Origin of the sequence: uncultured Modestobacter sp. (assembly GCF_947486615.1) — a bacterium.
Lineage (GTDB): Bacteria > Actinomycetota > Actinomycetes > Mycobacteriales > Geodermatophilaceae > Modestobacter.
Window position 1 is genome coordinate 219,246 of record NZ_CANKUD010000004.1, and the last position, 24,303, is coordinate 243,548.

Below are 24,303 nucleotides of genomic sequence, written 5' to 3' on the forward strand. Positions count from 1 at the left end.
ACTGGCATCGCAGGCAGGTGGTGGAGGGCATCGTGCACCCGATGTCGGTGCGGGCTGGCTTGGCAGGATCTGCCGGAGAGCTTCGGGGCGTGGCAGACGGTGTGGAAGCGGCACGCCCACTCCTCCCGGGACGGCGCGTGGAACAGTGTGCTGGCTGAGGTCATCGCCTCCGCGGATGCCGCGGGTGAAGTCGGCCGGGCGGTCTTGGTGGACTTCATGGTCAACCGCGCGCATCAGCACGCCACCGACCTGCCGTGAGCCGACATCCCCACGCGGGACATCGGCGAACTACATGAAACAGGTTCGCGGTTCCCGCGCCGACCCGGCTGACCACGGCATCGGCCGTTCCCGGGGCGGCCTGCCGACCGAGGTCCACCACGCCGTCGACGGCCGCGGACGCCCACTCTCGATCCCGATCGGCGCCGGTCAGGCCAGTGACGCGCTGGCCTGTCTGCCGCTGCTGGCCGGCATACGAGTGGCTCGACCGGGACCAGGTCGACCCCGCACCCGCTCGACCGCGGTGCTGGACGATCGGGCCTCCTCCGCCAAGGCAATCTGCGCCCACCTGCGAGCCCGTGGGATCACCTCGGTCATCCCCGAGCCCGCGACCAGCAGGGCCATCGCGCCCGCCGCGGCAGCAGAGGCGGCCGGCCGGTCAGCTACCGGCGAGCTCAACCAGAAGCGCAACCTCGTCAAAGGCTCATTCGGCCTGTTCAAGCCGTGGCGCGGATTGGCCACCCGCTACGACGAGCAAGTACTCATTCACCGGGCGCGGTGGTCCTGGCCGCCGTCCTCGCCTGGACCCGCGCCGGAGAGCCATGCCCTAGCTCGCGCGTGTCGCTACTGTCCGGTAACTGAGCCGCCGAGAAGAGAGAAGGCACCGTGGCCGAGCTCCGATCCCGTCGTTCCAACCTCGCCGTCCCGGGCAGCAACCCCCGGTTCCTGGAGAAGGCGAAGAGCCTGCCCGCCGACCAGGTCTTCCTCGACCTCGAGGACGCCTGCGCCCCGCTGGCCAAGCCCGGCGCCCGCAAGAACATCGTCGCCGCGCTCAACGAGGGCGGCTGGGGCTCGAAGATCCGCACCGTCCGGGTCAACGACTGGACGACGGAGTGGACCTATCGCGACGTGGTCGAGGTGGTCGAGGGCGCCGGCGCGGAGCTCGACTGCCTGATGCTGCCCAAGGTCGCCGACGCCGCCCAGGTCAAGGCGCTGGACCTGCTGCTCACCCAGATCGAGAAGGCCAACGGGCTCGAGGTCGGCCGGATCGGCATCGAGGCCCAGATCGAGACGGCGCAGGGCCTGATCAACGTCAACGACATCGCGTTCGCCAGCGACCGGATCGAGACGATCATCTTCGGCCCGGCCGACTTCATGGCCAGCATCGGCATGCGCTCGCTGGTGGTCGGCGCGCTGCACCCGGACTACCCGGGTGACCCGTTCCACCACATCCTGATGACCATCCTGATGGCCGCCCGCGCCCGCGGGGTGCAGGCCATCGACGGGCCGTTCCTGCAGGTGCGCGACGTCGACGCCTTCCGTGAGGTGGCCAAGCGCTCGGCGATGCTCGGGTTCGACGGCAAGTGGGTGCTGCACCCGGGCCAGATCGACGCGGCCAACGAGATCTACGCGCCGTCGCAGGCCGACTACGACCACGCCGAGCTGATCCTGGACGCCTACGACTGGGCGACGTCGGAGGCGGGCGGGAAGAAGGGCTCGGCGATGCTCGGGGACGAGATGATCGACGAGGCCAGCCGCAAGATGGCGCTGGTGATCGCCGGCAAGGGCCGGGCGGCCGGGATGTCCCGGACGTCGAGCTTCACCCCGCCGGAGGGCTGATCGGGCTCAGCCGCCGAGGGTGCCGTTGCTGATCGACACCAGCGCGAGCGTCCAGAACAGCACGAACGCGACGATCATCGCCACGGCCACCCCGCCGATCACGATCGCGGCCGTCGCCAGGCCGGCGCCCTCCTCGCCGGTGCGGCGGATCTGCTGGCGGGCCAGCACACCGAGCACCAGCGCCAGCGGCGGGAACAGGAAGATCGAGATGACCGCGGCGATGGCCAGCCCGTTGGTCGGCCGGCGCCCCGCGCCGTAGAAGGGCGGGGCCCCGAAGCCGGGCGGCGCCCAGCCAGGTGCAGCCTGGCCCGGCGGCGGGCCGTAGCCCGGGGGTGGGCCGTAGCCCGGGGGTGGGCCGTAGCCCGGGGGCGGGCCGTACCCGGGCTGGGCGTACCCGGCGGCGGGCGGGGGCGTCCCCGGGCCGGTGGGCGAGTGCTGGGCGTCGCTCCAGGGCGCGTCGCCGCGGTAGAAGTCGTCCTGGCTCACGTCGTCCCCCCGTCGCCGGTCTGCGCCGCCGACCGGCGCCACGCCGTCCGGGACCGCACCACCCGGGAGCACACCGCCCGGGCCTGGACAGTGTGCCGGTCAGGCACCGATCGCCCCGGCAGGCAGCGCCGCCAGCCGCGTGGCGATCGCGCGGCCGGCGGCCGCGGTGGTGTCCGGGTCCTCACCGATCAGCACCGACAGCACCTGGCCGCGGGCCTGGGCGAGCACGACCTGGGTGGTCCCGTCGGCGAGCTCGTACTGGAAGACGACGCTGGTGGCGGCCAGGCCCTCGGCGCTCGGGGCGGGCTGGAAGGTGTACTGGTCCTCCGGGCAGCGGCCGAAGGCCTGCACCAGCTCCTGGACGGCGGCGCCGGCGGCGGCGGGGGAGTCGTAGGCGATCGCCTCGGACGACAGCTGCGGGGTGCCGGTGTCGTCCAGCCCGACGACCGGCTGCTTCGAGGTCCGGTGCTGCTCGGAGGCGAAGGTCTGCCCGCAGATGCCGGTCAGGCTCGGGTTCGCGGTGAGGTCGGCGCCGGCGGGCAGCGGGTTGGCCTGCACCGACCACCCGGCCGGCAGGTCGGCGGCGCGCAGGGCGACGGCGACGGCGGCCGAGGCGGGGTCCTGCACCGCGGCCGGGTCGGCCGTGGCCGCCGCAGAAGCGGCGACGTCCGCCGCGGTGGGCTCCGCGGTGCCGGGGCTGCCCGTGGCGGCCGACTCATCGGCCGAGGAGCAGGCGCTCAGCGCGACGGTGGCCAGTGCGGCGAGGACGAGACGGCGGAGCTCCACCGCTGCGACGGTAACCGCCGAGGCTGGGCGGTCGGGCCGAGGAAGGAGCCCGACCGCCCGGCGCAGGCTCAGCCGGTGGTGCCGCTGAGGTCGTACATCGTCACCCCGTCGATCGTCTGGGCGGTGTAGTTCTCCGCGACCCAGGCGGCGATCTCGGCGGCGGCGTCGCTGCCGCTGTCGCTGCTCATCCCGGTGCCGCCGCCGATGAACCAGTGCACCTGGCCGTCGGCGACGTAGGCCTGGAACTGCTCCAGCGTGGGCGAGGGGTCGCTGCCGTTGAACCCGCCGATGGCCATCACCGGCTCCTCGCTGGCCAGCTGGTACCCGGCGGCGTTGTTCGAGCCGACCGCCGCGGCGACCCAGGTGTAGTCGTCGGCGTCGTCCAGCAGCGCCTCGACGACCTCCTCGCTGGCGTCGGCGGCGTCCAGCAGGCCGCCCATGCCGCCGCCCGCGCCGCCGCCGCGGGTCCCACCGGTGGTGCCGGTGGGCGGCGTCCCGGTCTGGCCGCCGGGGCCACCGGTCGGCGGGGTGCCCTGCTGACCGCCACCTCCGCCGCCACCCGGGAAGCCGCCGCCGCCGGGGCCGCCACCGCCGAAGCCGGAGCTGCCGCTCACCGTCGGGCCGGCCGAGGGGATCGAGCCGGTGTGCGCCGTCCCGGCGGTCTGCACCGCGTAGGCGGCCGGGCCGCCGAGCGAGGCGAGGACGCCCACGGCGAGCACCGTCGCGGCCACCAGCCGGCCGCCGGCGTGCGCCACGAGCAGGCCGAGCGCGGCGAGCAGGCCGCCGACCAGCACGCCCCAGCGCAACCAGGGCAGGAAGTCCGCCGACCGGCCGAGCAGCACGAACGACCAGACCGCGGTGCCGGTGAGCGTCAGGGCGAGCACGATCCGCGCCCAGATCGCCGTCCGGCGCTGCCAGAGCAGCCCGCCGCCGATGCCCACCAGGGCGGCGATCGCCGGGGCCAGGGCGACGGTGTAGTAGGCGTGGAAGATGCCGGCCATGAAGCTGAAGGTGGCGCCGGTGACCAGCAGCCAGCTGCCCCAGGTGATGAGTGCTGCCCGGCGCGGGTCGGTGCGCGGCGCCCGGCCCACGGCCACCAGGCCGGCGACCAGCAGGGCGAGTGCCGCCGGCAGCAGCCAGGCGACCTGACCGCCGATCTCGGAGTTCACCAGCCGGCCGAGGCCGGTCTCTCCCCAGTTGCCACCGGTGCCGCCGCCACCGCCGACGCTGCCGGTCTCGTCGCCGGTCAGCCGGCCCAGGCCGTTGTAGCCCCAGATCAGCTCCCAGGCGGAGTTGGTCTGCGAGCCACCGATGTAGGGCCGCCACGACTCCGGCACCAGCTCGACGACCGCGACCCACCAGCCACCGGCGACGACCATCGCCGCTCCGGCGGCGAGCACGTGCCCGAACCGCTTGGCCAGCGTGGTCGGTGCGGCGACCAGGTAGACCAGCGCGAAGCCGGGGACGACGAGCATCGCCTGCAGCGTCTTGGTCAGGAAGGCGAAGCCGATCAGCACGCCGACGCCGACCATCCAGCGCAGGCCGGCCCGCTCCAGTGCCCGGGTGGTGGCATAGGCGGCCAGCGTCATCAGCAGCACGAGCAGCGCGTCGGGGTTGTCGAAGCGGAACATCAGCACCGCCACCGGGGTCAGCGCCATGGCCGCCCCGGCGAGCAGCCCGGCGCCCGGGCCGACGACCCGGCGCACCGCCAGGTACACCACGCCGACGGTGGCCACGCCCATCAGCGCCTGCGGCACCAGCAGCGACCACGAGTTCAGCCCGAAGACCCGGACGGCGAGCTCCATCACCCACAGCGAGGCCGGTGGCTTGTCCACGGTGATCGAGTTCGCCGCGTCCGAGGAGCCGTAGAAGAAGGCCACCCAGCTCTCCGACCCGGCCTGCACCGCGGCGGCGTAGAAGGCGTTCGCCCAGCCGGAGGCGGCGAGGTCCCAGAGGTAGAGCAGGCCGGTGGCGGCGAGCAGGCCGAGCAGCGCGGGGCGCACCCAGCTGGGGTCGTCGTCCCGGCCGCGCACCAGCCGGCGGGCGCGGGACGTGCGGGCGGCAGGTGCGGGCGGCGGCGCCGCCGGGGGAGTGGGGGTGTCGAGGACGGTGCTCATCGGACGGTCTCCATCGCCGGGACGGCGGGCTCGGGGGTGGGTGTCGGGGACGTGGGGGTGCGGAACACCCAGCCGCGCAGCAGCAGGAAGCGGAGCAACGTGGCCAGGGCGTTGGCGACGACCAGCAGCAGCACCTCGGTGCCCCGGGCCGGGGACGGGGTGACCGCGTGCAGCACGGCGAGGGCGCCGCTGGTCAGCGCCAGTCCGAGGCCGAGGACGACGAGGCCCTGCAGCTGGGCGCGGCCGGCACCGGGGCCGCCGCGGATGCCGAAGGTGATCCGCCGGTTGGCCGCGGTGTTGGCGACCGCGGTGACCAGCAGGGCGACCAGGTTGGCCGGCTGGGGGCCCACGACCGTGCGCAGCAGCACGAAGAGCAGGAGGTAGGCCAGCGTGGAGGCGACCCCGATGGCGGCGAACCGGATCAGCTGGCCGAACAGCCCGGCGGGGACGCCGGGCACCGGGTCGGCGAGCGGGCCGGGCAGGGGGCCGCGGCCCAGCTGGGCCCGCAGCTCGGCGACCGGCAGCCGGCCGGTGGTGAGCGCGCGCAGCATCCGGGCGATCCCGGCGAGGTCGGCCTTCGCGGTGGCCACGATGTCGACCCGGCTGTCCGGGTCGTCGACCCAGTCGACCGGCACCTCGTGGATCCGCAGCCCGCTGCGCTCGGCGAGCACCAGCAGCTCGGTGTCGAAGAACCAGCCGGTGTCCTCCACCAGCGGCAGCAGCCGGGCGGCCACGTCGGCGCGGATCGCCTTGAAGCCGCACTGCGCGTCCGACAGCCGGGTGGCCAGCGCGCCGCGCAGCAGCAGGTTGTAGCCGCGGGAGATGAGCTCCCGCTTGGCGCCGCGCACCACCCGGGACGACGCCGCCAGCCGGGTGCCGATGGCCAGGTCGGAGTGCCCGCTGATCAGCGGGGCGACCAGCGGCAGCAGCGCGGCGAGGTCGGTGGACAGGTCGACGTCCATGTAGACCAGTACGGGTGCGTCCGAGCCGAGCCAGGCGGTGCGCAGCGCGCGGCCCCGGCCGGGCTCGGGGAGCACCAGCACCTCGATGCCGGGCAGCTCGGCGGCGACCCGGCGGGCCACGGCGACCGTGCCGTCGGTGCTGGCGTTCTCCGCGACGGTGATCCGGAACGGGTAGGGCAGCTGGGTGCTCAGGTGGTGGTGCAGCCGGCGCAGGCACGGCTCGAGGTCGGCCTCCTCGTCGTGCACGGGGACGACGACGTCGATGACCGGGCGCAGCGGGACGGGCTCGGCGGTGCCCAGGGGGAGCGATGGCATGCAGTGACCGTCGGGTCACTGGCTGGCGGCGGGCACAGCCGTGGCTACGCGCCTGCTGTGAGTCCCCGGTGGCGCCGGACACGTCCGCCCCGGGTGTGGGCGACGTCGCCGCGGGGGTAGCCGGTCGGCATGAGAGCAGTCGGAGTGACGGAGTTCGGCGGGCCCGAGGCCCTGCACCTGGTCGACGTGCCGGCCGAGCCGGTGGGCCCGGGCCAGGTGCGGGTGCAGGTGAGCGCGGCGACGGTCAACCCGACCGACACCTACTCCCGCAACGGCACCTACGCCCAGCGCGACCCGGTGAAGGAGTTCCCGTACGTGCCGGGGATGGACGTCGCCGGGGTGCTGGCCGAGGTCGGCGAGGGCGTGCAGCTCGGCATCGAGGTCGGCGAGCGGGTGATGGGCGTCGTCGTCCCGACCGGTGCGCACGGCGGCTACCGCGAGGACGTCGTCCTGCCGGCGGCGTCGGTGGCCCGGGTGCCGGCCGGGACGAGCGACGTCGAGGCGTCGACGCTGCCGATGAACGGGCTCACCGCGCGGATGGCGCTGGACGCGATGGCGCTGACGCCCGGGCAGGTGCTCGCGGTGACCGGCGCGGCCGGGGCGTTCGGCGGCTACGTCGTCCAGCTGGCCAAGGCCGAGGGGCTCACCGTGGTCGCCGACGCGAAGGCCGAGGACGAGGAGCTGGTGCGCGGCCTGGGCGCCGACGTCGTCGTCCGGCGCGGCGACGACGTGGCCGACCGGATCCGGGAGCAGTACCCCGACGGGGTCGACGGGCTGGCCGACGGCGCGGTGCAGGACGCCGCCGTGCTGCCCGCGGTCAAGGACGGCGGCGCGCTGGCCACCGTGCGCGGCTACCGCGGCGACGGGCAGCGTGACCTGCGGGTGTTCCCGGTGATGGTGCGCGACTACAGCGAGGAGCCCGGGAAGCTGGACGGGCTGCGGGAGCAGGTGGAGGCGGGCGTGCTGACCCTGCGGGTGGCGCAGACCCTCCCGGCCGCGGACGCCGCGGAGGCGCACCGCCGGCTGGAGGCCGGTGGCGTGCGCGGTCGGCTGGTCCTCACCTTCTGAGCACGGTACGAACGACCGCATGAAGAGACGTCGGCGGCGGAACCGCTCGCTCTGGTCACGGGGCTCGTCGCGGTCGCGGGGGTCATCGCGCTCGCGGGGCTCATCGCGGTCGCGGGGCTCATCGCGGTCGCGGGGCTCGTTGTGGTCCATCGGCTCGACCGGGTCGGTGCTCTCGATCGGCAGCGTCGGGTCGGTGCTGTCGATCGGCAGCATCGGCTTGTTCGGCTCGGTGCTGAGCCTGGGGTCGAGCAGCTCGATCGGCTCGGCCGGGTCGTGGCTGTCGATCGGCTCGGCGCTGTCGGGGCGGTCGCTGTGGTCGGTGCTGTCCTGGGACTCGCGGCGGGCCCTCCGCTCCGCCGGGGACTGTTCGTGCTGCGGTGACGTCACCGGTCCAGGTGCTTGCCCGCCTCCCGACGGGAGAGCGGGCTGAGCTCGTGCCCGGCCAGGAAGCGGCGCACCCACGCGGGGTCGGTCGTGGCCAGGTCGCGCAGCGCCCAGCCGATCGCCTTGCGGACGAAGAACTCCGGGTCGCCGGCGTTGACCTCGATGACCTCGCTGAGCAGCGCGGTGTCGGTGCGCGCCTTCGCGCCGAGCTGGGCGGTGACCGCGCTGCGCCGCAGCCAGCGGTCCGGGCTGCGTGCCCAGCTCTGCAGCACCGGCCGCAGCTGCGCCGGGTGGGCGAGCAGCAGGTCGCGGACCCGGGGCTGGACGCCGTCGACCAGGTCCCACCACGCGCCGGTGGTGATCATCTCCTCGTGCAGCGGCAGCAGCTCCAGGGCGCCGCGGGCGATCGGCAGGCCGGTGAGCGCGATGGCGGCGTACCGCTCCTCCCGGGCGGCCGCCTCCCGCCAGAGCTGGCGGGCCGCCCGCTCGAGCTCGGCCGGCGTCGCCGGTGGGTGCGTGGCCGCCGCCGCGCGCGCGTGCCGGCGGACCTCCGGGAGCCGGACGCCGAGGCAGGGCTCGGTCGTCTTCAGGTAGGCCTGCATGCCGCGGCCGCGCTCCGGGTCGCCGACGGCGCGCAGCGCGTCCCGGACGGCGGTCACCAGCGTCGACATGCGGGCATCCTGCCGCAGCCGGATCGCCGTGCGGGAGAGCCCGTGCCAGGCTGCCGGGGAGGTCGCCCGCCGGTGCGCGGCCACGGTCGGGAGGTCCCGTGAACGGCGCGCAGGCAGTCATCCGCACCCTGGTCGAGGGCGGGGTGGACGTCTGCTTCGCCAACCCCGGCACCTCGGAGATGCACTTCGTCGCCGCCCTCGACGACGTCCCGGAGATGCGCGCGGTGCTGACCCTCTTCGAGGGGGTCGCGACCGGCGCCGCCGACGGGTACGCCCGGATGACCGGCACGCCGGCGGCCACGCTGCTGCACCTGGGGCCGGGGCTGGGCAACGGGATCGCCAACCTGCACAACGCCCGCCGCGCCCGCACGCCGCTGGTCAACGTCGTCGGTGATCACGCGCTGACCCACAAGCGGCTGGACGCGCCGCTGGAGTCCGACATCGACGCCCTGGCCGGCACCGTCTCCGGCTGGGTGCGCCGCTCGCTGACCACCAGTGACGTGGGCGCCGACACCGCCGACGCCGTCGCCGCGGCGGCGCGGGGGCAGGTCGCCACGCTGGTGCTCCCGGCCGACGTCTCGTGGAGCGACGGCGGTGCGTCGGCCGCCGTCCCGGCCCGGCGTCCCGCGCCGCAGGTGCCGGCCGCCGTCGTCGCGGAGGTGGCCGAGGTGCTCGGCGGCTCGACGGTGCTGTTCCTCGGCGGGGATGCGGTGCTCGAGCCCGGACTGCGGGCCGCTGCGCAGGTGGCCGCGGGCACCGGTACCCGGCTGCTGTCGCAGCGGTCCCCGGCGCGGATGCAGCGTGGGGCGGGGCTGCCCGACGTGCTCAAGCTGCCGTATCCGCCCGAGGGCGCCCGCAAGCAGCTGGACGGCGTCGAGCACTTGGTGCTGGTCGGCGCCGCGGAGCCGGTGGCGTTCTTCGGCTACCCCGGCATGGACGGCCGGCTGGTGCCCGAGGGCTGCACGGTGCACGTGCTGGCCGCCCCGGGGGAGGACGGCACGGCGGCGCTGCAGGCACTGGCCGAGCTGGCCGCACCGGACGCCGCACCGCAGGTGGCGCAGGCCCGCCGTCCGGAGCTGCCCACCGGCGACCTGGACATCAAGGCCCTCGCCGAGGTGGTCGGTGCCTTGCTGCCCGAGCGGGCGATCGTGGTCGACGAGGCGCTGACGAGCGGCTACTTCCTCCCCATGGCGACGGTCGGGTCGCCGGCGCACGACTGGCTCACCCTCACCGGCGGCGCGATCGGGCAGGGCATGCCGGTGGCCACCGGGGCGGCCGTCGCCTGCCCCGACCGGCCGGTGGTCTCGCTGCAGGCCGACGGCAGTGCGATGTACACGATCCAGGCGCTCTGGACCCAGGCCCGGGAGGGGCTCGACGTCACCACGGTCATCTGCGACAACGGCGCCTACGCGATCCTGGCCAGCGAGCTGGAGAACGTCGGAGCGGCCGGCGGGGGAGCGCGGGCCGGCAAGCTGCTGGACCTGGGCGGCCCGGCGCTGGACTTCGTCGCGCTGGCCACCGGGATGGGCGTGCCGGCCACCCGGGCCACGACGGCCGATGAGCTGGCCGACCAGTTCCGCAGCGCGCTCGCTGAGCCCGGCCCGCACCTGATCGACGCCGTCCTGCCCCGCGGGTGAGACGTTCGGTGCAGTCGCTGTAACCACTGGTTGCCGGGGCTGCAACGGGCTGCCCCCCGCTGGTCTCGCCGCGACGTTTCCCGTTGATCAACAACGGGCACCTCCCGCTCACCAATCGAGGAGGACCCCCGTGGACACCTGGCTGATCGTCGTCATCGTCGTGGCCGTACTGGTCGTGCTGGCGCTCATCGCCCTGGCCATCGTCAAGCGCGGCGGCGCGAGCAAGGAGCGCAAGCGCGAGCAGGCCCGTGAGCACCTGCAGGAGGCCCAGGTGCTCTCCGCCCGGGCGGAGAAGGACCAGGCGCTCGCCGACGAGCAGGCCGCCCGGGCCCGCCGGGAGCGCGCCGAGGTCGAGGAGCGCAGCGCGCTGGCCGAGCAGCAGGCGCGCGAGCACGCCGCGCAGGCGCAGCAGGAACGGTCGAAGGCCGCGGAGCTGACGGCGAAGGCGGAGAAGCTCGCGCCGGGCCTGGCCCAGTCCGACGGCCGGCATGCCCGCCAGGAGGAGGCGGCCCAGCAGGGTGGTGCCCGGCACGACGACGGGCAGCCGACCGCGCGCCACGGTGAGCCGGTGGGCCACGAGTCGGGGCGCCACGGTGAGCCGGTGAGCCACGGTGAGCCGGTGAGCCACGGTGAGCCGCTGGGCCACGGTGAGTCGCTGGGCCACGGTGAGTCGCTGGCCCATGGCGAGACCCTGCGCCGGGAGGAGCCGGTGGTCCCGGACGGCGCCGTGCGCCGGGACGGCGCGAACGGCGCGACCCGCGCCTGACCGCTCCGCCCTCGACGGGCCGTCTCCCCACTGTGGGGAGGCGGCCCGTCGTCTGTCCGGCCTCCCTCGTCGGGGTGAAGTGGTGAACCGCCGGATTGTGAGCAACCGAATGCGGGCAGTCACCAGTCAAGCGTTCAACTACCAAGGAGTCGTCATGGCTGCTCGTCTCGTCCGCACCGCTGTCGCCGCCGCCGTCCTCGCCGGGACCCTCGGGCTCAGCGCCTGCGGCTCGACCGACGCGGACGCCGAGGCGTCGCCGGCCGCGACCCAGCTGGCGCGCAACGACCACGCCCACGACCTCGCCGCGGCCCAGCGGGCGACCCTGGTCCCGGTGGCCACCCGGCTGGAGCTGCTCGAGCGGGAGAAGCAGCGGGCGCTGCTGGCCGGCGCGGCGGCCGCCGACGTCGACCAGCGGATCGCCGTCCACCGCGACCTCGCCGCGTCGATCGAGGCGGCGCCGTCGGCGGAGACGGTCCGGGTGCTGGTCGACGAGTCCGGCCTGGAGCTCGCCCCGGCCCTGGACGACTCGGCCGTCCCCACCTCCGTCACCGGCGACTGACCCCACCCGTGGGCCCCGTCGCCTGATCGGGTGAACCACCGGGTGAGAGGGTCACGCTTCGTCCACAGGGCGCCCCGCGAGACCGCTCCGTCCGCTTACAGTCACTGGACTCAATCGTCCGATGGCTGGTCAGCGGGGGTGTCGTGCCGGCTCCGAGCAGTGCTGTCGACCTCGTCGACGGCGAGGTCCGCGAGCTCATCCGCAGGCGTGGGCTCGACCCGTTCAGCGATCCGGTGCCGGTGCGGATGCTGGTCCGCGACGTCGTGGCCGACTACGCCGAGCGGTCGCTGTCCTCCGCGCTGCCGCCGGTCGGTGACCCCGAGGGCGTGGCCCGCGACGTGCTCGACCGGGTCGCCGGGTACGGGCCGCTGCAGCGGTGGCTGGACGACCCGGAGGTCGAGGAGATCTGGGTCAACGAGCCCGGCCGGGTGTTCGTCGCCCGCCGCGGCCGCAGCGAGCTGACCACCACGATCCTGGGTGCGGGCCAGCTGGCCGACCTGGTCGAGCGGATGCTGCGCAGCTCCGGTCGACGGATCGACATGTCGACCCCCTTCGTCGACGCGATGCTGCCCGACGGGTCGCGGCTGCACGTGGTGATCCCCGACGTCACCCGCCGCCACATGGCGGTCAACATCCGCAAGTTCGTGCTGCAGGCGCACTCCCTCGACGAGCTCGTCGCGCTGGGCACCCTGACGTCACAGGTGGCGCGCTTCCTGGAGGCCTCGGTCGCCGCGGGGCTGAACATCCTGGTCTCCGGCGGCACCCAGGCCGGCAAGACGACGCTGCTCAACTGCCTGTGCGCGGCGGTGCCGGCCCGCGAGCGGGTGGTCACCTGCGAGGAGGTCTTCGAACTCCGGGTGCCGCTGCCCGACGTGGTCGCGATGCAGACCCGGCAGCCCAACCTGGAGGGCGCCGGGGAGATCCCGCTGCGCCGGCTGGTCAAGGAGGCGCTGCGGATGCGCCCCTCCCGCCTGGTGGTGGGCGAGGTGCGCCAGGAGGAGTGCCTGGACCTGCTCATCGCGCTCAACAGCGGCCTGCCCGGCATGTGCACGCTGCACGCCAACAGCGCCCGCGAGGCCGTGGTGAAGATGTGCACCCTGCCGCTGCTGGCCGGGGAGAACATCGGCCACGCGTTCGTCGTGCCGACCGTCGCCTCCAGCGTCGACCTCGTCGTCCACGTGGGCACCGAGCCCAGCGGGCAGCGCCGGCTGCGGGAGGTCGTGGCACTGCCCGGGCGCACCGAGGGCAGCGTCGTGGAGACCGCCGACGTCTTCACCACCCGGGACGGCCGGCTGGTGCGCGCCGACGGCTACCCGCCGCACGCCGAGCGGTACGCCGCACACGGCTTCGACCTCGCCGCGCTGCTCGGGGACCGGGCGTGACCGTCCCCGGTGGGCTGCTCGGGCTGGCGCTCGGCATCGGGCTCCTGCTGATCTGGCGCAGCGGCAGCCGGGCGCCGGTGCGCCGGGTCGGCACCCCCAAGGCGGGACGCCGGCAGCAGCTGCTGGCCGCGGCCGGCCTGACCGGGATCAACCCCGCCCAGCTGCTCGCGCTGCAGGTCGCCCTGGGGCTGGCGGTCACCGTCCTGGTGCTGGTGACCACCCGGACGGTGACCATCAGCCTGGCGTTCGGCGTCTTCGGCGCCGCCGTGCCGTACCTGCTGGTGCGGCGGCTGGCCGAGAAGCGGCGGGCCGACCTGCGCGAGGTGTGGCCCGAGGTGGTCGACAACCTCGCCTCGGCGGTCCGGGCCGGGCTCTCGCTGCCCGAGGCGCTGTCCGCGCTGGCCGTCCGCGGCCCCGAGGTGCTGCGCGGGTCGTTCGCCCGGTTCGCCGCCGACCACCGGTCCAGCGGCCGGTTCAGCGATGCGCTCGACCGGCTCAAGGACGACCTCGCCGACCCGGTGGGCGACCGCATCGTCGAGACCCTGCGGGTGGCCCGCGAGGTCGGCGGCAGCGACCTCGGCCGGGTGCTGCGGACCCTCGCCGCGTTCCTGCGCGAGGACGCCCGGGCCCGGGCGGAGCTGGAGACCCGGCAGGGGTGGGTCATCCAGGCGGCGCGCCTGGCGGTCGGGGCGCCGTGGGTCGTGCTGCTCCTGCTGGCCACCCAGCAGCAGACGCTCACCGCCTACGACTCCCCGGTCGGCACCGCGCTCCTGCTCGGCGGCGGCGTGGTCTGCGTGGTCGCCTACCGGCTCATGCTGACGATCGGCCGGCTGCCGCAGGACGTGCGGGTGCTGCAGTGAACGGCCCCGGGGTCCAGGGGACCGCCTCGTGAGCGCCGGCCTGGTCGGCATGCTGCTGGGGCTGACCGCTGCCACCGGCCTCCTGCTGGCGGTCGGCTTCGCCCCGCCGTTCCGGCAGGTGCGGTTGGTCGACCGGCTGGCGCCCTACGTGCACGACAGCCCGGCGCCGTCCCGGCTGCTCGGCACGCTCACCCAGCCGGGGATGCTCACCGCCGCGCGTCGGGTGTTCGGCCCGGTGCTCGCCGACGGCGCCCGGTACGTCGACCGGGTGCTGGGCGGCCGGGTCGCGGTGCGCCGGCGGCTGGACGCCCTGGGTGGTGACAGCACGGTCGAGGACTTCCGGATCGAGCAGGTCGTCTGGGGCGGGCTCGGGCTGCTGGGCGGCGCCGTGCTGACCGGGGTCGGGTCCGCGTTCGCCGGTTCGGTCAACGTGCTGTCGGCGGTGCTGCTCTGTGTGGCCGGGCTGGTCGGCGGGGTGCTCGGCCGCGACTGGTGGCTGACCCAGCAGGTGCAGCGCCGCGAGGAGCTGCTGCTCGCCGAGTTCCCGGTGGTGGCCGAGCTGCTCGCGCTGGCGGTGACCGCGGGGGAGAGCCCGACCGCGGCGATCGGACGGATCACCCGGCTCTCCGGCGGCGAGCTGGCCCGGGAGCTGCGGTCGACGCTGGACCGGGCCCGCTCCGGGGTGCCGCTGGTCGAGGCGCTGCAGCAGCTCGCCGACCGCACCTCGCTGGAGGCACTCGCCCGCTTCGTCGACGGCCTGATCGTCGCCATCGAGCGCGGCACCCCCCTGGCCGAGGTGCTCCGTGCCCAGGCGGCCGACGTCCGGGAGGCCGGCAAGCGCCGGCTGCTGGAGGCCGGCGGCCGCAAGGAGATCGCCATGATGGTGCCGGTCGTCTTCCTGGTGCTGCCGGTCACCGTCGTGTTCGCCCTGTTCCCGGGGCTGATCAGCATCGTCTCGCTGGCGCAGTGACGCCGGTGACCAACAGGAAGGACGACGGATGCGTGCCTACGCGTACCTGATGACCGCACTCGCCGCGCTGGCCGACCGGCTGGAGGGGGAGGACCCCGAACGGGGCGACGTCCCGGGCTGGGTGATGATCACGGTGATGACGGCGGCCCTGGTGCTGGCCATCCTCATCCCGTTCCGGACGGCGATCGTCTCGGCCGTGCAGACGGCGCTGAGCTCGGTGACCACCGCGCAGTGATCGCCGCCGACGGGCACGCCGACGACCGCGAGCGGGGCAGCGCCGTCGTCGACTTCGTGCTGGTCGGCGTGCTCGTGGTGGCGCTGCTGCTGGCGGTGCTGCAGGTCGCGGTCTACGTGCACGTGCGCAACGTGGTCGTCGCCAGTGCCCAGCAGGGCGCCCGGTACGCGGCCAACGCCGGGGTGCCCGCGGAGGCCGGTGCGCCGCGCACCCTGGAGATCGTCGGCCGGGCGACGTCGGCGGGGACGGCGGCCGGGCTGACGTGCGAGTCGGTGCAGGAGGTCGACGAGTCCGGGCTGACGCTGGTCGTCGTCCGGTGCGCCGGGTCGGTGCCCAGCCTGTTCGCCCCGCTGGGCGACCTGCTGCCGCTGTCGGCGACCGGCCGGTCCGTCGAGGAGGCGCCGTGAGGTGGCTGCGCCGGAGGCTGGGCAGTGGCGCGGGGCTGGGCGGTGACGCCGAGCGCGGGTCGGCGATCGTGGAGTTCGTCTTCATCGCCCTGGTGGTGTTCCTGCCGCTGGTCTACATCGTGGCCGGCTTCTCCGCGGTGCAGCGCGGGGTGTTCGCGGCCAATGCGGCGGCGCGGGAAGCCGGGCGGGCACTCGGCACGGCACCGGACCTGCTGACCGGACAGGCACGGGCGGAGGCGGCGGTGGCGCTGGCGGTCGAGGACCAGTCGGTGGACGCGACCGACGTCGTCCTGGCCTACGCCCCGGCCGGCGCGGGCTGCGACGCGGCGGGGAGCTGGACGCCGTCGCTGGTGCCGGGGGAGGAGTTCTCGGTGTGCGTGATGGTGACCGTGCGGATCCCGCTGCTGCCGGAGTTCATCGACGCCAACACCGCCACCGGCCAGTTCCTCGTCGAGCGCGACCGCTACGTCGACGGCTGAGGGCGGGACGCCGGCCGGGGGTGGCGCGCACCCCCGGCCGGCGCGCGGTCAGCCGTCCAGCCGGACGGCGGGGATGCAGCCGGCCGCTTGGCGGCCGCTGTTCACCGTGACGGTCTGGCCGAGGTCGTTCCAGCCGGTGTCGGCCTCCCAGGTGCCCTCGTTGGCCGTCTGGATCGACCAGTCCGGGTTCCCGCTGAGCGACGCCTCGGCCGAGGGCAGCTCCAGGTGCGCGGCGTACTTCCCGGCCGGCACGCCGCACGGCGTCGCACTGATCGTGGTGGTGGTACCCGGCGCCCAGTGCCGCGCGTCGGCCGGTGCGGACGCCGCGGGAGCGCCGCCGGCGCCCACCGAGTCCACGAACGGCACCGCCCAGGTGCCCCGGGCGTTCTGCAGCACCAGCCGCGCCGGCCGCTGCTCGTACGGCGCGGCCCAGCCCTCGTTGCGCACCTCGACCGTCACGGTCGGCACGTTGCGCCGCTGGGCGCCGCCCTTGGCGACGGTGCTCTGCGCCAGCACGAACCGGTGGCCCAGCCGCTTGCTGGTCTCGGCGATGCCCTCGGCGCCCCAGGAGTTCAGCACGTCCTGGTTGTAGTCCCGGTTGAGGTAGCTGTAGTGGTAGCGGGCCATCTCGGCCGAGGCGCTGGCCCACTCCGAGCGGTCCGGGTTCACCGTGCAGGTCTCCCCGCCCATCGGCACGAACTGCGTCTCCTGCGCCAGGTACTCCTGGTCGAGCTCGATCGGGTTCGACAGGAAGGTGCCGTAGTCGTCGGGGCTGGCCAGGAAGCAGTCGTTGTGGTGCCCGATGCGGGCGATGTCCGACCCGTCGAAGGCCTGCTCCGCCGTCAGCGCACCAGCCTCCCCGGTGGGCACCCCGAGCACCTGCTGCTTGATCGCCATGGTGCGCACCTGCACCGTCTCGTCCTCCGGGAGGGCGTCCAGCAGGGCGTGCACGACCGCGGCCCGCTTCGCCCAGTCCTCCTCGGTGAGCACGCCGGGGTTCGCCGGGTCGGCCGCGAAGTGGTCGGTGTAATACCACTCGCCCCACAGCCCGACGAAGCCCGCCTGCACGGTGGCGATGACGTCGGCACCGCCCTGCAGCACCGGGGTGAGCTGGTCGATGTGGGCCAGCACGGTGTCCAGCGGGGCGTCGCCGTAGGGCGGGGAGTAGGGCCAGGCGCCGCCCTGGGCGTAGGCGAACCGGGCGATCACCGAGACGCCGGCCTCGCGGGCGGTGTCCAGGTCGGCGTCCACCAGGGCCAGCCACTCCGGGTCCAGGGTGGGGTCGTCGGCGTACTTCTCCAGGTAGAAGACCCGCAGCACCTGCGTGATGCCCTCGGCCCGGTAGCCGCGCAGGGTGGCGGCGTCCAGCGGCGTGTACCCCGACCCGTCCTCCCGGTAGTGGGTCTCGGTGTGGTGGTAGAAGCCGCGGGCCGGGTTGGCGATCACCCGGTCGGTCGGCGCGTACTGCACGGTGACGCCGGGAGCCCGGTGGCCGGTGCCGGCCGCCGCCTCCCCGGCCAGGGCGAGCTGGGCGGGGGCCAGCAGGCAGGCGGCGGCGAGCGCCGCGGTGGCGCCCCGCCGGGTCGACGTCCGGGACGGTCGCGAGCGGGTGGTCTGGGTCATGCTGAGAGTCTGCAGGCTGTCACCACCCGGTCACACGGCGCGCCGGGGAAGTGCTCAGTCGCGGTGAGCGATCGGCCCGGGGAACCGCCCGCAACCGGCGGTCTGGACGAGAATGGCGCGATGGGCCACCCCACCGCGCCGACCCCTCGCCCCGGGCGCGGGTCGGCCGGGCGGGGGTCGGCCGTGCGGCTCGGGGACGGCGACTGATGGTCGGCTCCCTGCGCGGCGTCCGGCTGCCGCACGCGACGACGACCAGACGGGCGACCCGGCTGCTGGCGCTGCTCACCCTGCTCGACGAGAGCGAGGAGGCCGTGCCCGCCGACCTCGCCAGCGCGCTCGGGGTCTCCGGGGCGACGGTCCGCCGCGACCTGGCCGAGCTGGAGGCGCAGTGCCTCGTCGTCCGCACCCACGGGCGCGCCCACCGGGTCGAGTCCAGCGTCGACGTCCCGGTGGCACTCAAGGACACCCGGTTCCGCGAGGCCAAGCGGCGCATCGCCGTGCGGGCGGCGGCGCTCATCCCGCCGGGCCGGCACGGGGTGGCCCTCAACGGGGGCAGCACGACCGCGGAGGTGGCCCGGACGCTGGCCGAGCGCGACGGCCTGACCATCGTCACGAACTCGCTCACGACCGCGGTCCAGCTGTCGTCCCGGCCGGGGCTGCGCGTGATCGTCAACGGCGGCTGGCTGCGCCCGCACTCCGCCGAGCTGGTCGGTCCGCTCACCGAGGGCACCTTCGCCGCGATGGAGGTGGAGTTCGCCCTGCTCGGCATCGACGGGGTCAGCGCGGCGGCCGGTGCCACCACCCACGACGACACGGAGGCGCGGGCCAACCGGGAGATGATCCTGCACGCCCAGCGGGTGGTCGTGGTGGCCGACGGGTCGAAGGTCGGCCGGGTGACCAGCGCGCGGGTGGCCGACGTGGCGGAGGTGCACGACCTGGTGACCGACACGACCGCGGACCCGGGCGAGCTCGCCCGGATCCGCGACGCCGGCGTCCGCGTGCACCTCGTCGACGCGCGCTGAGGGCCTCCGGCTGACCGGGGCCGGCCGGCCCCGGTCAGGTCACTTGAGCCCGGAGCTGGCCAGCCCGTCGATCACCCGGCGCTGCAGGGCGATGAACAGGATCAGGATCGGCGCCATCGCCATCAGGCTGGCCGCGAGGACCACCGGGTAGTCGACGGTCCGGTCGCTGACCAGCGTGGCCAGGCCGGCCGACAGCGGCATCCGCTCGCTGAAGGTCGACACCACCAGCGGCCACAGCAGCTCGTTCCACGACCACAGGCTCGCCGTGATGGCCAGCACGCTCATCGTGGGACGGGCCAGGGGCAGCATCACCCGCCAGAAGATCTGCAGCGGGTTCGCGCCGTCCAGCCGCGCGGCCTCCTCGAGCTCCGGGGGCATCGCCAGGAAGGCGGTGCGCATGAGGAACGTGCCGAAGGCGCTGAACAGACCGGGCAGCACCAGGCCGCCGAAGGTGTTGAGCAGGCCCAGCCCCTGCACGATCTGGTACTGCGAGAGCAGGTAGACCTGCGAGGGCACCATCAGGATCGACAGCACCATCACCAGCAGCACGTTGCGGCCCCGGAAGTGCATCCGGGCGAACGCGTAGCCGGCGAGGGTGCAGAACAGGATCTGGGCGAGCGTGCGGGCCACGGTGATCATCACCGAGGTCTGCAGCTGGCTCAGGAAGGGGAGCTGCCGGAAGACCTCCGCGTAGTTCTCCCACCGCAGCGTCTCCGGCCAGATGGTCGGGGTGACGCTCTGCACCTCGGCGTTGGTGCTCAGCGACATGATGAGCTGCCAGACGAACGGGAAGGCCATCACCAGCGCGCCCGACGCCAGCACGACGTGGGCGACGACGTGCGAGCCCTGCCGGCGGCGGCGTCGACGACGGCCGACGGCGCGGCCGCTCGGCGGTGTGGTGCCGCGCAGGGCCTCCCGCTGCTCGTCCGGTGTGCGCACCGCGATCAGGTCGTCAGCCACCGTGGACCCACCTCCGCTGGAACCGGAACTGGACCGCGGTCGCCACACCGATGATCAGCAGGATCACCATGGCGATGGCGGCGGCGTAGCCCTTGTCGTTCTGGACGAAACCGGCCTGGTAGAAGAAGTAGACCAACGACATGCTCCGGGGCAGGGTCGGGTTGGTGCTCCCCAGGATCGCGTAGAGCAGGTCGAACAGCTGGAAGCTGGAGATCACCGTGATGATCAGCAGGAACGAGATGCTGGGGGTCAGCAGGGGCACGGTGATCGACCGGAACTGGTTCCACCGCGACGCACCGTCGAGCTCGGCGGCCTCGTACAGGTCCGGGGGGATGTTCTTCAGCCCCGCGCCCAGCACGATCATGGAGAAGCCGAGGGACGACCACAGACCGACCAGCGCCACGGCGACCATCGCGGCACCGGGCGTGCTGATCCAGTAGGGGCCCTCGATCCCGACGAGCCCCAGGACGTAGTTCAGGACGCCGAAGTCGCCGTTGTAGATGATCCGCCAGACCATCGCGATCGCGGTCGGCATCGCCACGTAGGGCAAGAAGTACAGGACCCGGTAGAACGAGGCGAACCGCAGGTCCGGCAGGTTCAGCAGGCTGGCCAGGTACACCGCGATCGGGATGCCCAGCAGCACGATGGCCGTGTACAGCAGGGTGTTGCCCAGTGCCCGGTAGAGGGCCGCATCCGCGACGAGCTGGCGGTAGTTGTCCAGGCCGGAGAAGGTCGCCCCGCCGAACACGCCGAAGGTGGTGAGGGAGTACCAGGCCGTCTGCAGGATCGGCCAGAGGTAGAAGACGACGATGCCTGCGGCGAGGGGGGCCACGAACAGCCAGGGCCAGGCGCCGTCGTTCCGCTTCCGCCGGCGCCGGCTCTCCGGCTGCCCGGGGGCCCCACCCCGACCGACCGGGCCCCGGCCGGCCCGGACCCGGGGGACCGGGCTGCTCGGGGCCTGGCTGCTCGGCGCCTGGCCGGCCGGGGCCTGCTGCTGCACGCTGTCACTCATGGGTCACTCGGCCGCGAGCGCCGTGTTCATCCGCTCGGCCAGCTCGGCCGTCACCTCGTCGACCGGCCGTGCCCCGGAGAACGCCTCGGGCAGCAGCTCGGTCTCCGCGGCGTTCCACTCGGCGGTGTTGGCGCTGACCGGGAGCGGGCGGGCGTAGTCCAGCGCGTCGAGGAACACCTGCAGGTCCGCGCCCTCCAGGGAGTCGGCGAAGGCGTCCTGGGTGCCGGTGTAGGCGGGGATGACCGAGCCTGCCTCACCCAGTTGGCGCTGGGCCTCCTCGCCGGCCAGGAACACCTGCAGGGCCTGCGCCGCCTGCTTGTTCTCCGAGTCGGCCGCCACCACGTTGGACACGCCGTGGATCACCGTCGCCTGCTCCTCGCCGATCGGCAGGGGCAGGGCGGTCACCGTGCCGACGAGGTCGGAGTCGGTGATGGCGGACCGGAACCAGCTGCCGCCGAAGTACATCGCCAGCTTGCCGGAGACGAACCACTGGTCGGCGGTGGTGTCGGTGAGCTGCTGCATGCTGGGCGACCCACCGCTGGCGATGAGGTCGGTCCAGAACTGGATGCCCTGCTGAGTCTCCGGGGTGTCGTAGCCGGAGCTGTCGCCGTCGATGACGGACCCGCCGCTCTGGAAGATCGTGTTGTAGTACGTGGTCTGGCCGTCCATCCCGCCGGCCGCGCCGTAGACCCCCTGGCCGGAGAGCTTCTGGGAGATCTCCGCCGCGGTGGCCTGGAAGTCCTCCCACGTCCAGTCGCCGCTGGGCAGCTCGACGCCGGCCTGCTCGAAGAGCTGGGTGTTCACCCAGACGCCGATGGTGTCGAAGTCCTTGGGCACGCCGTACTGCACGTCGTCGAGCGTGTAGAGCTCGTTGAGCGCCTCCGGGTAGTTCGCCGGGTCGATGTCCCCGGCCTCGACGACCTCGGTGATCGGCTCGAGGAGGTCGTTGGCGGCGTAGAGCTGGAAGTTCGGCCCGTTCATCCAGAACAGGTCGGGCAGCGTCTGGCTGGACCCCTGCGTCTGCAGCTTCGTCCAGTACTCGCTGTAGGGCGTGACGTTCACGTTCACCGTGACGTCGGGGAACTCCTCGTTGAACGCGGCGATGTTCTGCTCGATCACCGGGACCTGGTTCTGGTCCCACACGCCGTAGGTGATGGTCGCCGACAGGTCGCTCGAGGCGGGCTCGTACGCGGCGGCCTCCCCGCCGCCGGACGAGCTGTCGCCGCAGCCGGCGACGGTCAGGGCAACGGCCAGGCCGGTGGCGAGTCCGGCGGTGCGACGGCCCCGGCGGGACGGGCGGTGGAGGGCGGTGCTCATCGGGTGGTCCTTCCAGAGGCGGCGCGGGGGGTGGGCGAGGTGCGGGCGAAGTGGTCGAGCACGTGCTGCGGCAGCTCGGGGACGGTGCGCGGACGGGACCCGTCGCGCAGCGACTCGGCCGCCGACGATCCGGCGGCGACGGCCTCGCGGGCCGCGACCGGGGAGACGAGCGTGGGCGTCCCGTCGATGACCAGGTCGAGGAACTCGGTCATCGTCAGGAGGTCGGCGTCGGCGTGGCCGGTGGTGACGCCGGAGATGGGGTGCTCGCGGTCGCCCGCGGCCTGCCACTCGTGCCGGCGGTTCCACACCCGGACGACGCCGCCGGCGGTGTCGCCGAAGTTCTCCAGCCGCCCCTCGGTCCCGATGACGGTGTAGTTCCGCCAGTAGTCGGGGGTGAAGTGGCACTGCTGGTAGCTGGCCAGCACCCCGTTGTCCAAGGTCATCAGCATCATCGAGACGTCCTCGACGTCGACGACCGGGTTGAGCCCCGTCTGCGCGGCCGGCGGCCAGTTGTCCATGGAGAACCAGTCGGTCATCGTCTCGCCGACGCGCTCCCGGCGGTCCGGCAGGCCGCCGTAGACCATCAGGTCGCCCATGCCGACGACGCGGCGGGTGTAGCCGGAGGCCAGGTGGTGGACGACGTCGATGTCGTGGCTGGCCTTCTGCAGCAGCAGCGTCCCGGTCTTGCTGCGGTCGGCGTGCCAGTCCTTGAAGTAGTAGTCGCCGCCGTGGCCCACGAAGTGGCGGACCCAGACGGTCTTCACCTCGCCGATCTCGCCGCGCTCGATGATCTCGCGCATCGTGCGGACCACCGCGGCGTGGCGGAAGTTGTGCCCCACGTAGAGCGGGGTCCCGGTCTCCGCGGCGGTGGTCAGCACCCGGTCGGCGTCGGCGAGCGTGGTCGCCAGGGGCTTCTCCAGGTAGACGGCCACCCCGGCGCGGAGCAGGTCGACCGCGATGTCGGCGTGGGTGTGGTCCGGCGTCGTCACGATCGCGGCGTCCATGCCCCCCGCGGCGATCAGGGCGTGGTGGTCGGCGTGGACGGGCACGTCGCCGAACAGCGCCCGGGCCCTCTCCCGGCCGACCGGGTCGGGGTCGACCGCCGCGGCGACGCGTGCGCCGGGCCTGGCCTCCGGGACGTGCAGCCCGATCTCGCTGCGCTGCCCGGTGCCGATCACGGCGACGGTCAGGTCTGCGCCGGCAGCTGAGGTGGTCATCGATCGACCGACCCGGCAGCACCGACGACGATGTCGATGAACTCTGTGAGCGAACTTGTCGCTGCAGGCCCTGAACTGAGCATGAACAGACACTAGCGGGCAGGTTCACGAATGCCTAGGAGACCCGTGAGCCGTTACAAGCCGGACATGTCGCCCCGGTCCCGGGCGCTCGCGGCCGGACCGCCAGGGGCTGGCGGGCCCGCAACCGGGCGCCCGGACGTGCGCTCCGACGAGGGCGCCGTCCGGGACGGCGCATCCGTTGCGGTGTCCTGCGGGTCGGTCGGGTCGGTCGGGTCGATCAGGCCCCGGGCGCGGCCACGATCACCTCGACGCCGGCGGCGCCGAGCTCGCCGGCCAGCTCGGGCGGGACCGGGGCGTCGGTGACCAGCACGTCGATGTGGTCCAGCGGGCAGATCCGGGCGAAGGTGGTCCGGCCGAGCTTGGTGGCGTCGGCGGCGATCACCACCCGGCGGGCGACCGCGGCGAGCTGGCGGGAGGCCTCGGCCTCCCCCTCGTGCACGGTGGTGGCGCCGAACTTGCCGGTGATCCCGTCGACGCCGAGCACGGCCAGGTCGAGGCTGAAGTCCTGCAGCGAGTTGCCGACCAGCGGTCCGACCAGCTCGTACGACTGCCGGCGGGGCACCCCGCCGGTCACCACGATCTTGACGTGCTCCCGGATCGACAACTCGTAGGCGATGTTCAGCGCGTTGGTGACGATCGTGACGCCCGGGGTGTCGCCGGACATGCCGAGGCGCTCGCTCCAGCCCAGGACGCGGCCCACCTCGCTGGTGGTCGTGCCGCCGTTGAGCCCGACCGAGTCGCCCGGTGCCACCAGGTCCGCCACCGCCCGGGCGATGGCCCCCTTCGCCTCCGCCTGCCGGACGATCTTGTACTGCAGCGGCAGTTCGTACCCCGAGCCCAGTGCCGAGGCGCCGCCGTGCGTCCGGGTGATGAGCCGCTGGTCGGCCAGGGTCGTGAGGTCGCGGCGCACCGTCGCGGTGGACACGCCGAGCGCTTCGGCCACCTCGATGATCGAGACGTTGCGCCGTTCGCTCACGAGCTCGAGCACCAGGTTGAGGCGCTGCTGCTGGGTCATGGCCGGGGCCCTCCTGGATTCGTCTCGGGTGATCCTACGAGGTGTTTGACGGCCGTGATTACTTCTGCTCAGATTGGGGGAGACTGATCAGAACCGATCTGCGGCTGTGTCTGCGCCCAGGTCGCCCAGCGGAAAG

The 24,303-nt window shown here is 74.0% G+C and carries 23 protein-coding genes; 12 read left to right on the forward strand and 11 right to left on the reverse strand.

The annotated features are described in order from the left end of the window. Positions 1 to 882: 882 nt before the first annotated feature. The gene (locus Q1A09_RS09730; protein WP_299954074.1) at positions 883 to 1,836 is read left to right on the forward strand and encodes a CoA ester lyase; all 954 of its coding nucleotides are present in this window, start codon (positions 883 to 885) and stop codon (positions 1,834 to 1,836) included. A 6-nt stretch (positions 1,837 to 1,842) separates the two neighbouring features. Here Q1A09_RS09730 and Q1A09_RS09735 read toward each other — a convergent pair whose 3' ends face one another. The 4 genes from Q1A09_RS09735 to Q1A09_RS09750 all read right to left on the reverse strand — a co-directional run bounded on the left by Q1A09_RS09735 (position 1,843) and on the right by Q1A09_RS09750 (position 6,502). Further along, complete coding sequence (locus Q1A09_RS09735) at positions 1,843 to 2,322, reverse strand: DUF4190 domain-containing protein (RefSeq protein ID WP_299954077.1); 480 nt, start codon at positions 2,320 to 2,322, stop codon at positions 1,843 to 1,845. Positions 2,323 to 2,421: 99 nt separating this feature from the next. Further along, positions 2,422 to 3,108 (reverse strand): hypothetical protein, encoded by a 687-nt coding sequence (locus Q1A09_RS09740; RefSeq protein ID WP_299954079.1) that lies wholly within the window; start codon positions 3,106 to 3,108, stop codon positions 2,422 to 2,424. Between the two features lie 68 nt (positions 3,109 to 3,176). Then, entirely contained in the window at positions 3,177 to 5,225 is a 2,049-nt protein-coding gene (locus tag Q1A09_RS09745; RefSeq protein ID WP_299954081.1) for a glycosyltransferase family 39 protein, read from the reverse strand. Continuing rightward, positions 5,222 to 6,502, reverse strand: a complete 1,281-nt coding sequence (locus tag Q1A09_RS09750) for a dolichyl-phosphate beta-glucosyltransferase (protein WP_299954084.1) — start codon at positions 6,500 to 6,502, stop codon at positions 5,222 to 5,224. The genes Q1A09_RS09745 and Q1A09_RS09750 overlap by 4 nt, the downstream gene beginning before the upstream one ends. 129 nt (positions 6,503 to 6,631) lie before the next feature. On the opposite strand from Q1A09_RS09750, the gene Q1A09_RS09755 reads away from it, so the two are divergent. Then, complete coding sequence (locus tag Q1A09_RS09755; RefSeq protein ID WP_299954086.1) at positions 6,632 to 7,570, forward strand: NADP-dependent oxidoreductase; 939 nt, start codon at positions 6,632 to 6,634, stop codon at positions 7,568 to 7,570. 383 nt (positions 7,571 to 7,953) lie between these two features. Here Q1A09_RS09755 and Q1A09_RS09760 read toward each other — a convergent pair whose 3' ends face one another. Beyond that, positions 7,954 to 8,625: a DNA alkylation repair protein gene (locus Q1A09_RS09760; protein ID WP_299954088.1), complete on the reverse strand. Its 672-nt coding sequence runs from the start codon at positions 8,623 to 8,625 to the stop codon at positions 7,954 to 7,956. A 98-nt stretch (positions 8,626 to 8,723) separates the two neighbouring features. Between Q1A09_RS09760 and Q1A09_RS09765 the strand changes: the two genes are divergently transcribed. From Q1A09_RS09765 to Q1A09_RS09805, 9 genes are all read left to right on the forward strand, one after another. Further along, positions 8,724 to 10,262, forward strand: a complete 1,539-nt coding sequence (locus tag Q1A09_RS09765) for an acetolactate synthase large subunit (protein ID WP_299954090.1) — start codon at positions 8,724 to 8,726, stop codon at positions 10,260 to 10,262. 130 nt (positions 10,263 to 10,392) lie between these two features. Next, positions 10,393 to 11,028, forward strand: a complete 636-nt coding sequence (locus tag Q1A09_RS09770) for a hypothetical protein (protein WP_299954092.1) — start codon at positions 10,393 to 10,395, stop codon at positions 11,026 to 11,028. A 154-nt stretch (positions 11,029 to 11,182) separates the two neighbouring features. Next, positions 11,183 to 11,587, forward strand: a complete 405-nt coding sequence (locus Q1A09_RS09775) for a hypothetical protein (RefSeq protein WP_299954094.1) — start codon at positions 11,183 to 11,185, stop codon at positions 11,585 to 11,587. 143 nt (positions 11,588 to 11,730) lie between these two features. Then, the gene (locus Q1A09_RS09780) at positions 11,731 to 12,969 is read left to right on the forward strand and encodes a CpaF family protein (RefSeq protein ID WP_299954095.1); all 1,239 of its coding nucleotides are present in this window, start codon (positions 11,731 to 11,733) and stop codon (positions 12,967 to 12,969) included. Then, complete coding sequence (locus Q1A09_RS09785) at positions 12,966 to 13,829, forward strand: type II secretion system F family protein (RefSeq protein ID WP_299954098.1); 864 nt, start codon at positions 12,966 to 12,968, stop codon at positions 13,827 to 13,829. The genes Q1A09_RS09780 and Q1A09_RS09785 overlap by 4 nt, the downstream gene beginning before the upstream one ends. Positions 13,830 to 13,857: 28 nt before the next feature. After that, positions 13,858 to 14,799 carry a type II secretion system F family protein gene (locus Q1A09_RS09790; RefSeq protein WP_299954100.1) on the forward strand — a complete coding sequence of 314 codons (942 nt, stop codon included), beginning with the start codon at positions 13,858 to 13,860 and terminating at the stop codon, positions 14,797 to 14,799. Positions 14,800 to 14,827: 28 nt separating this feature from the next. Next, positions 14,828 to 15,034 carry a hypothetical protein gene (locus Q1A09_RS09795; protein ID WP_299954102.1) on the forward strand — a complete coding sequence of 69 codons (207 nt, stop codon included), beginning with the start codon at positions 14,828 to 14,830 and terminating at the stop codon, positions 15,032 to 15,034. Then, complete coding sequence (locus Q1A09_RS09800; protein WP_299954104.1) at positions 15,031 to 15,441, forward strand: TadE/TadG family type IV pilus assembly protein; 411 nt, start codon at positions 15,031 to 15,033, stop codon at positions 15,439 to 15,441. The genes Q1A09_RS09795 and Q1A09_RS09800 overlap by 4 nt, the downstream gene beginning before the upstream one ends. Next, on the forward strand, positions 15,438 to 15,920 hold the full coding sequence (locus Q1A09_RS09805) for a hypothetical protein (protein WP_299954106.1): 483 nt from the start codon (positions 15,438 to 15,440) through the stop codon (positions 15,918 to 15,920). Before Q1A09_RS09800 ends, Q1A09_RS09805 begins: the two co-directional genes overlap by 4 nt. Before the next feature lie 48 nt (positions 15,921 to 15,968). Here the strand turns inward: Q1A09_RS09805 and Q1A09_RS09810 are convergent, their stop codons facing one another. After that, on the reverse strand, positions 15,969 to 17,543 hold the full coding sequence (locus tag Q1A09_RS09810) for a DUF4832 domain-containing protein (protein WP_299954108.1): 1,575 nt from the start codon (positions 17,541 to 17,543) through the stop codon (positions 15,969 to 15,971). A 206-nt stretch (positions 17,544 to 17,749) separates the two neighbouring features. On the opposite strand from Q1A09_RS09810, the gene Q1A09_RS09815 reads away from it, so the two are divergent. After that, positions 17,750 to 18,565, forward strand: coding sequence for a DeoR/GlpR family DNA-binding transcription regulator (locus Q1A09_RS09815; protein ID WP_299954110.1), 816 nt, complete (start codon positions 17,750 to 17,752; stop codon positions 18,563 to 18,565). Between the two features lie 39 nt (positions 18,566 to 18,604). Here the strand turns inward: Q1A09_RS09815 and Q1A09_RS09820 are convergent, their stop codons facing one another. The 5 genes from Q1A09_RS09820 to Q1A09_RS09840 all read right to left on the reverse strand — a co-directional run bounded on the left by Q1A09_RS09820 (position 18,605) and on the right by Q1A09_RS09840 (position 24,167). Beyond that, complete coding sequence (locus Q1A09_RS09820; RefSeq protein WP_299954112.1) at positions 18,605 to 19,525, reverse strand: carbohydrate ABC transporter permease; 921 nt, start codon at positions 19,523 to 19,525, stop codon at positions 18,605 to 18,607. Next, positions 19,518 to 20,537, reverse strand: a complete 1,020-nt coding sequence (locus Q1A09_RS09825) for a carbohydrate ABC transporter permease (RefSeq protein ID WP_299954114.1) — start codon at positions 20,535 to 20,537, stop codon at positions 19,518 to 19,520. Before Q1A09_RS09825 ends, Q1A09_RS09820 begins: the two co-directional genes overlap by 8 nt. Before the next feature lie 3 nt (positions 20,538 to 20,540). Beyond that, positions 20,541 to 21,854 (reverse strand): sugar ABC transporter substrate-binding protein, encoded by a 1,314-nt coding sequence (locus Q1A09_RS09830; protein WP_299954115.1) that lies wholly within the window; start codon positions 21,852 to 21,854, stop codon positions 20,541 to 20,543. Next, complete coding sequence (locus Q1A09_RS09835) at positions 21,851 to 23,071, reverse strand: Gfo/Idh/MocA family protein (protein ID WP_299954117.1); 1,221 nt, start codon at positions 23,069 to 23,071, stop codon at positions 21,851 to 21,853. The genes Q1A09_RS09830 and Q1A09_RS09835 overlap by 4 nt, the downstream gene beginning before the upstream one ends. A gap of 298 nt (positions 23,072 to 23,369) precedes the next feature. Then, positions 23,370 to 24,167: a DeoR/GlpR family DNA-binding transcription regulator gene (locus Q1A09_RS09840; protein ID WP_299954119.1), complete on the reverse strand. Its 798-nt coding sequence runs from the start codon at positions 24,165 to 24,167 to the stop codon at positions 23,370 to 23,372. Between the last annotated feature and the right edge of the window lie 136 nt (positions 24,168 to 24,303).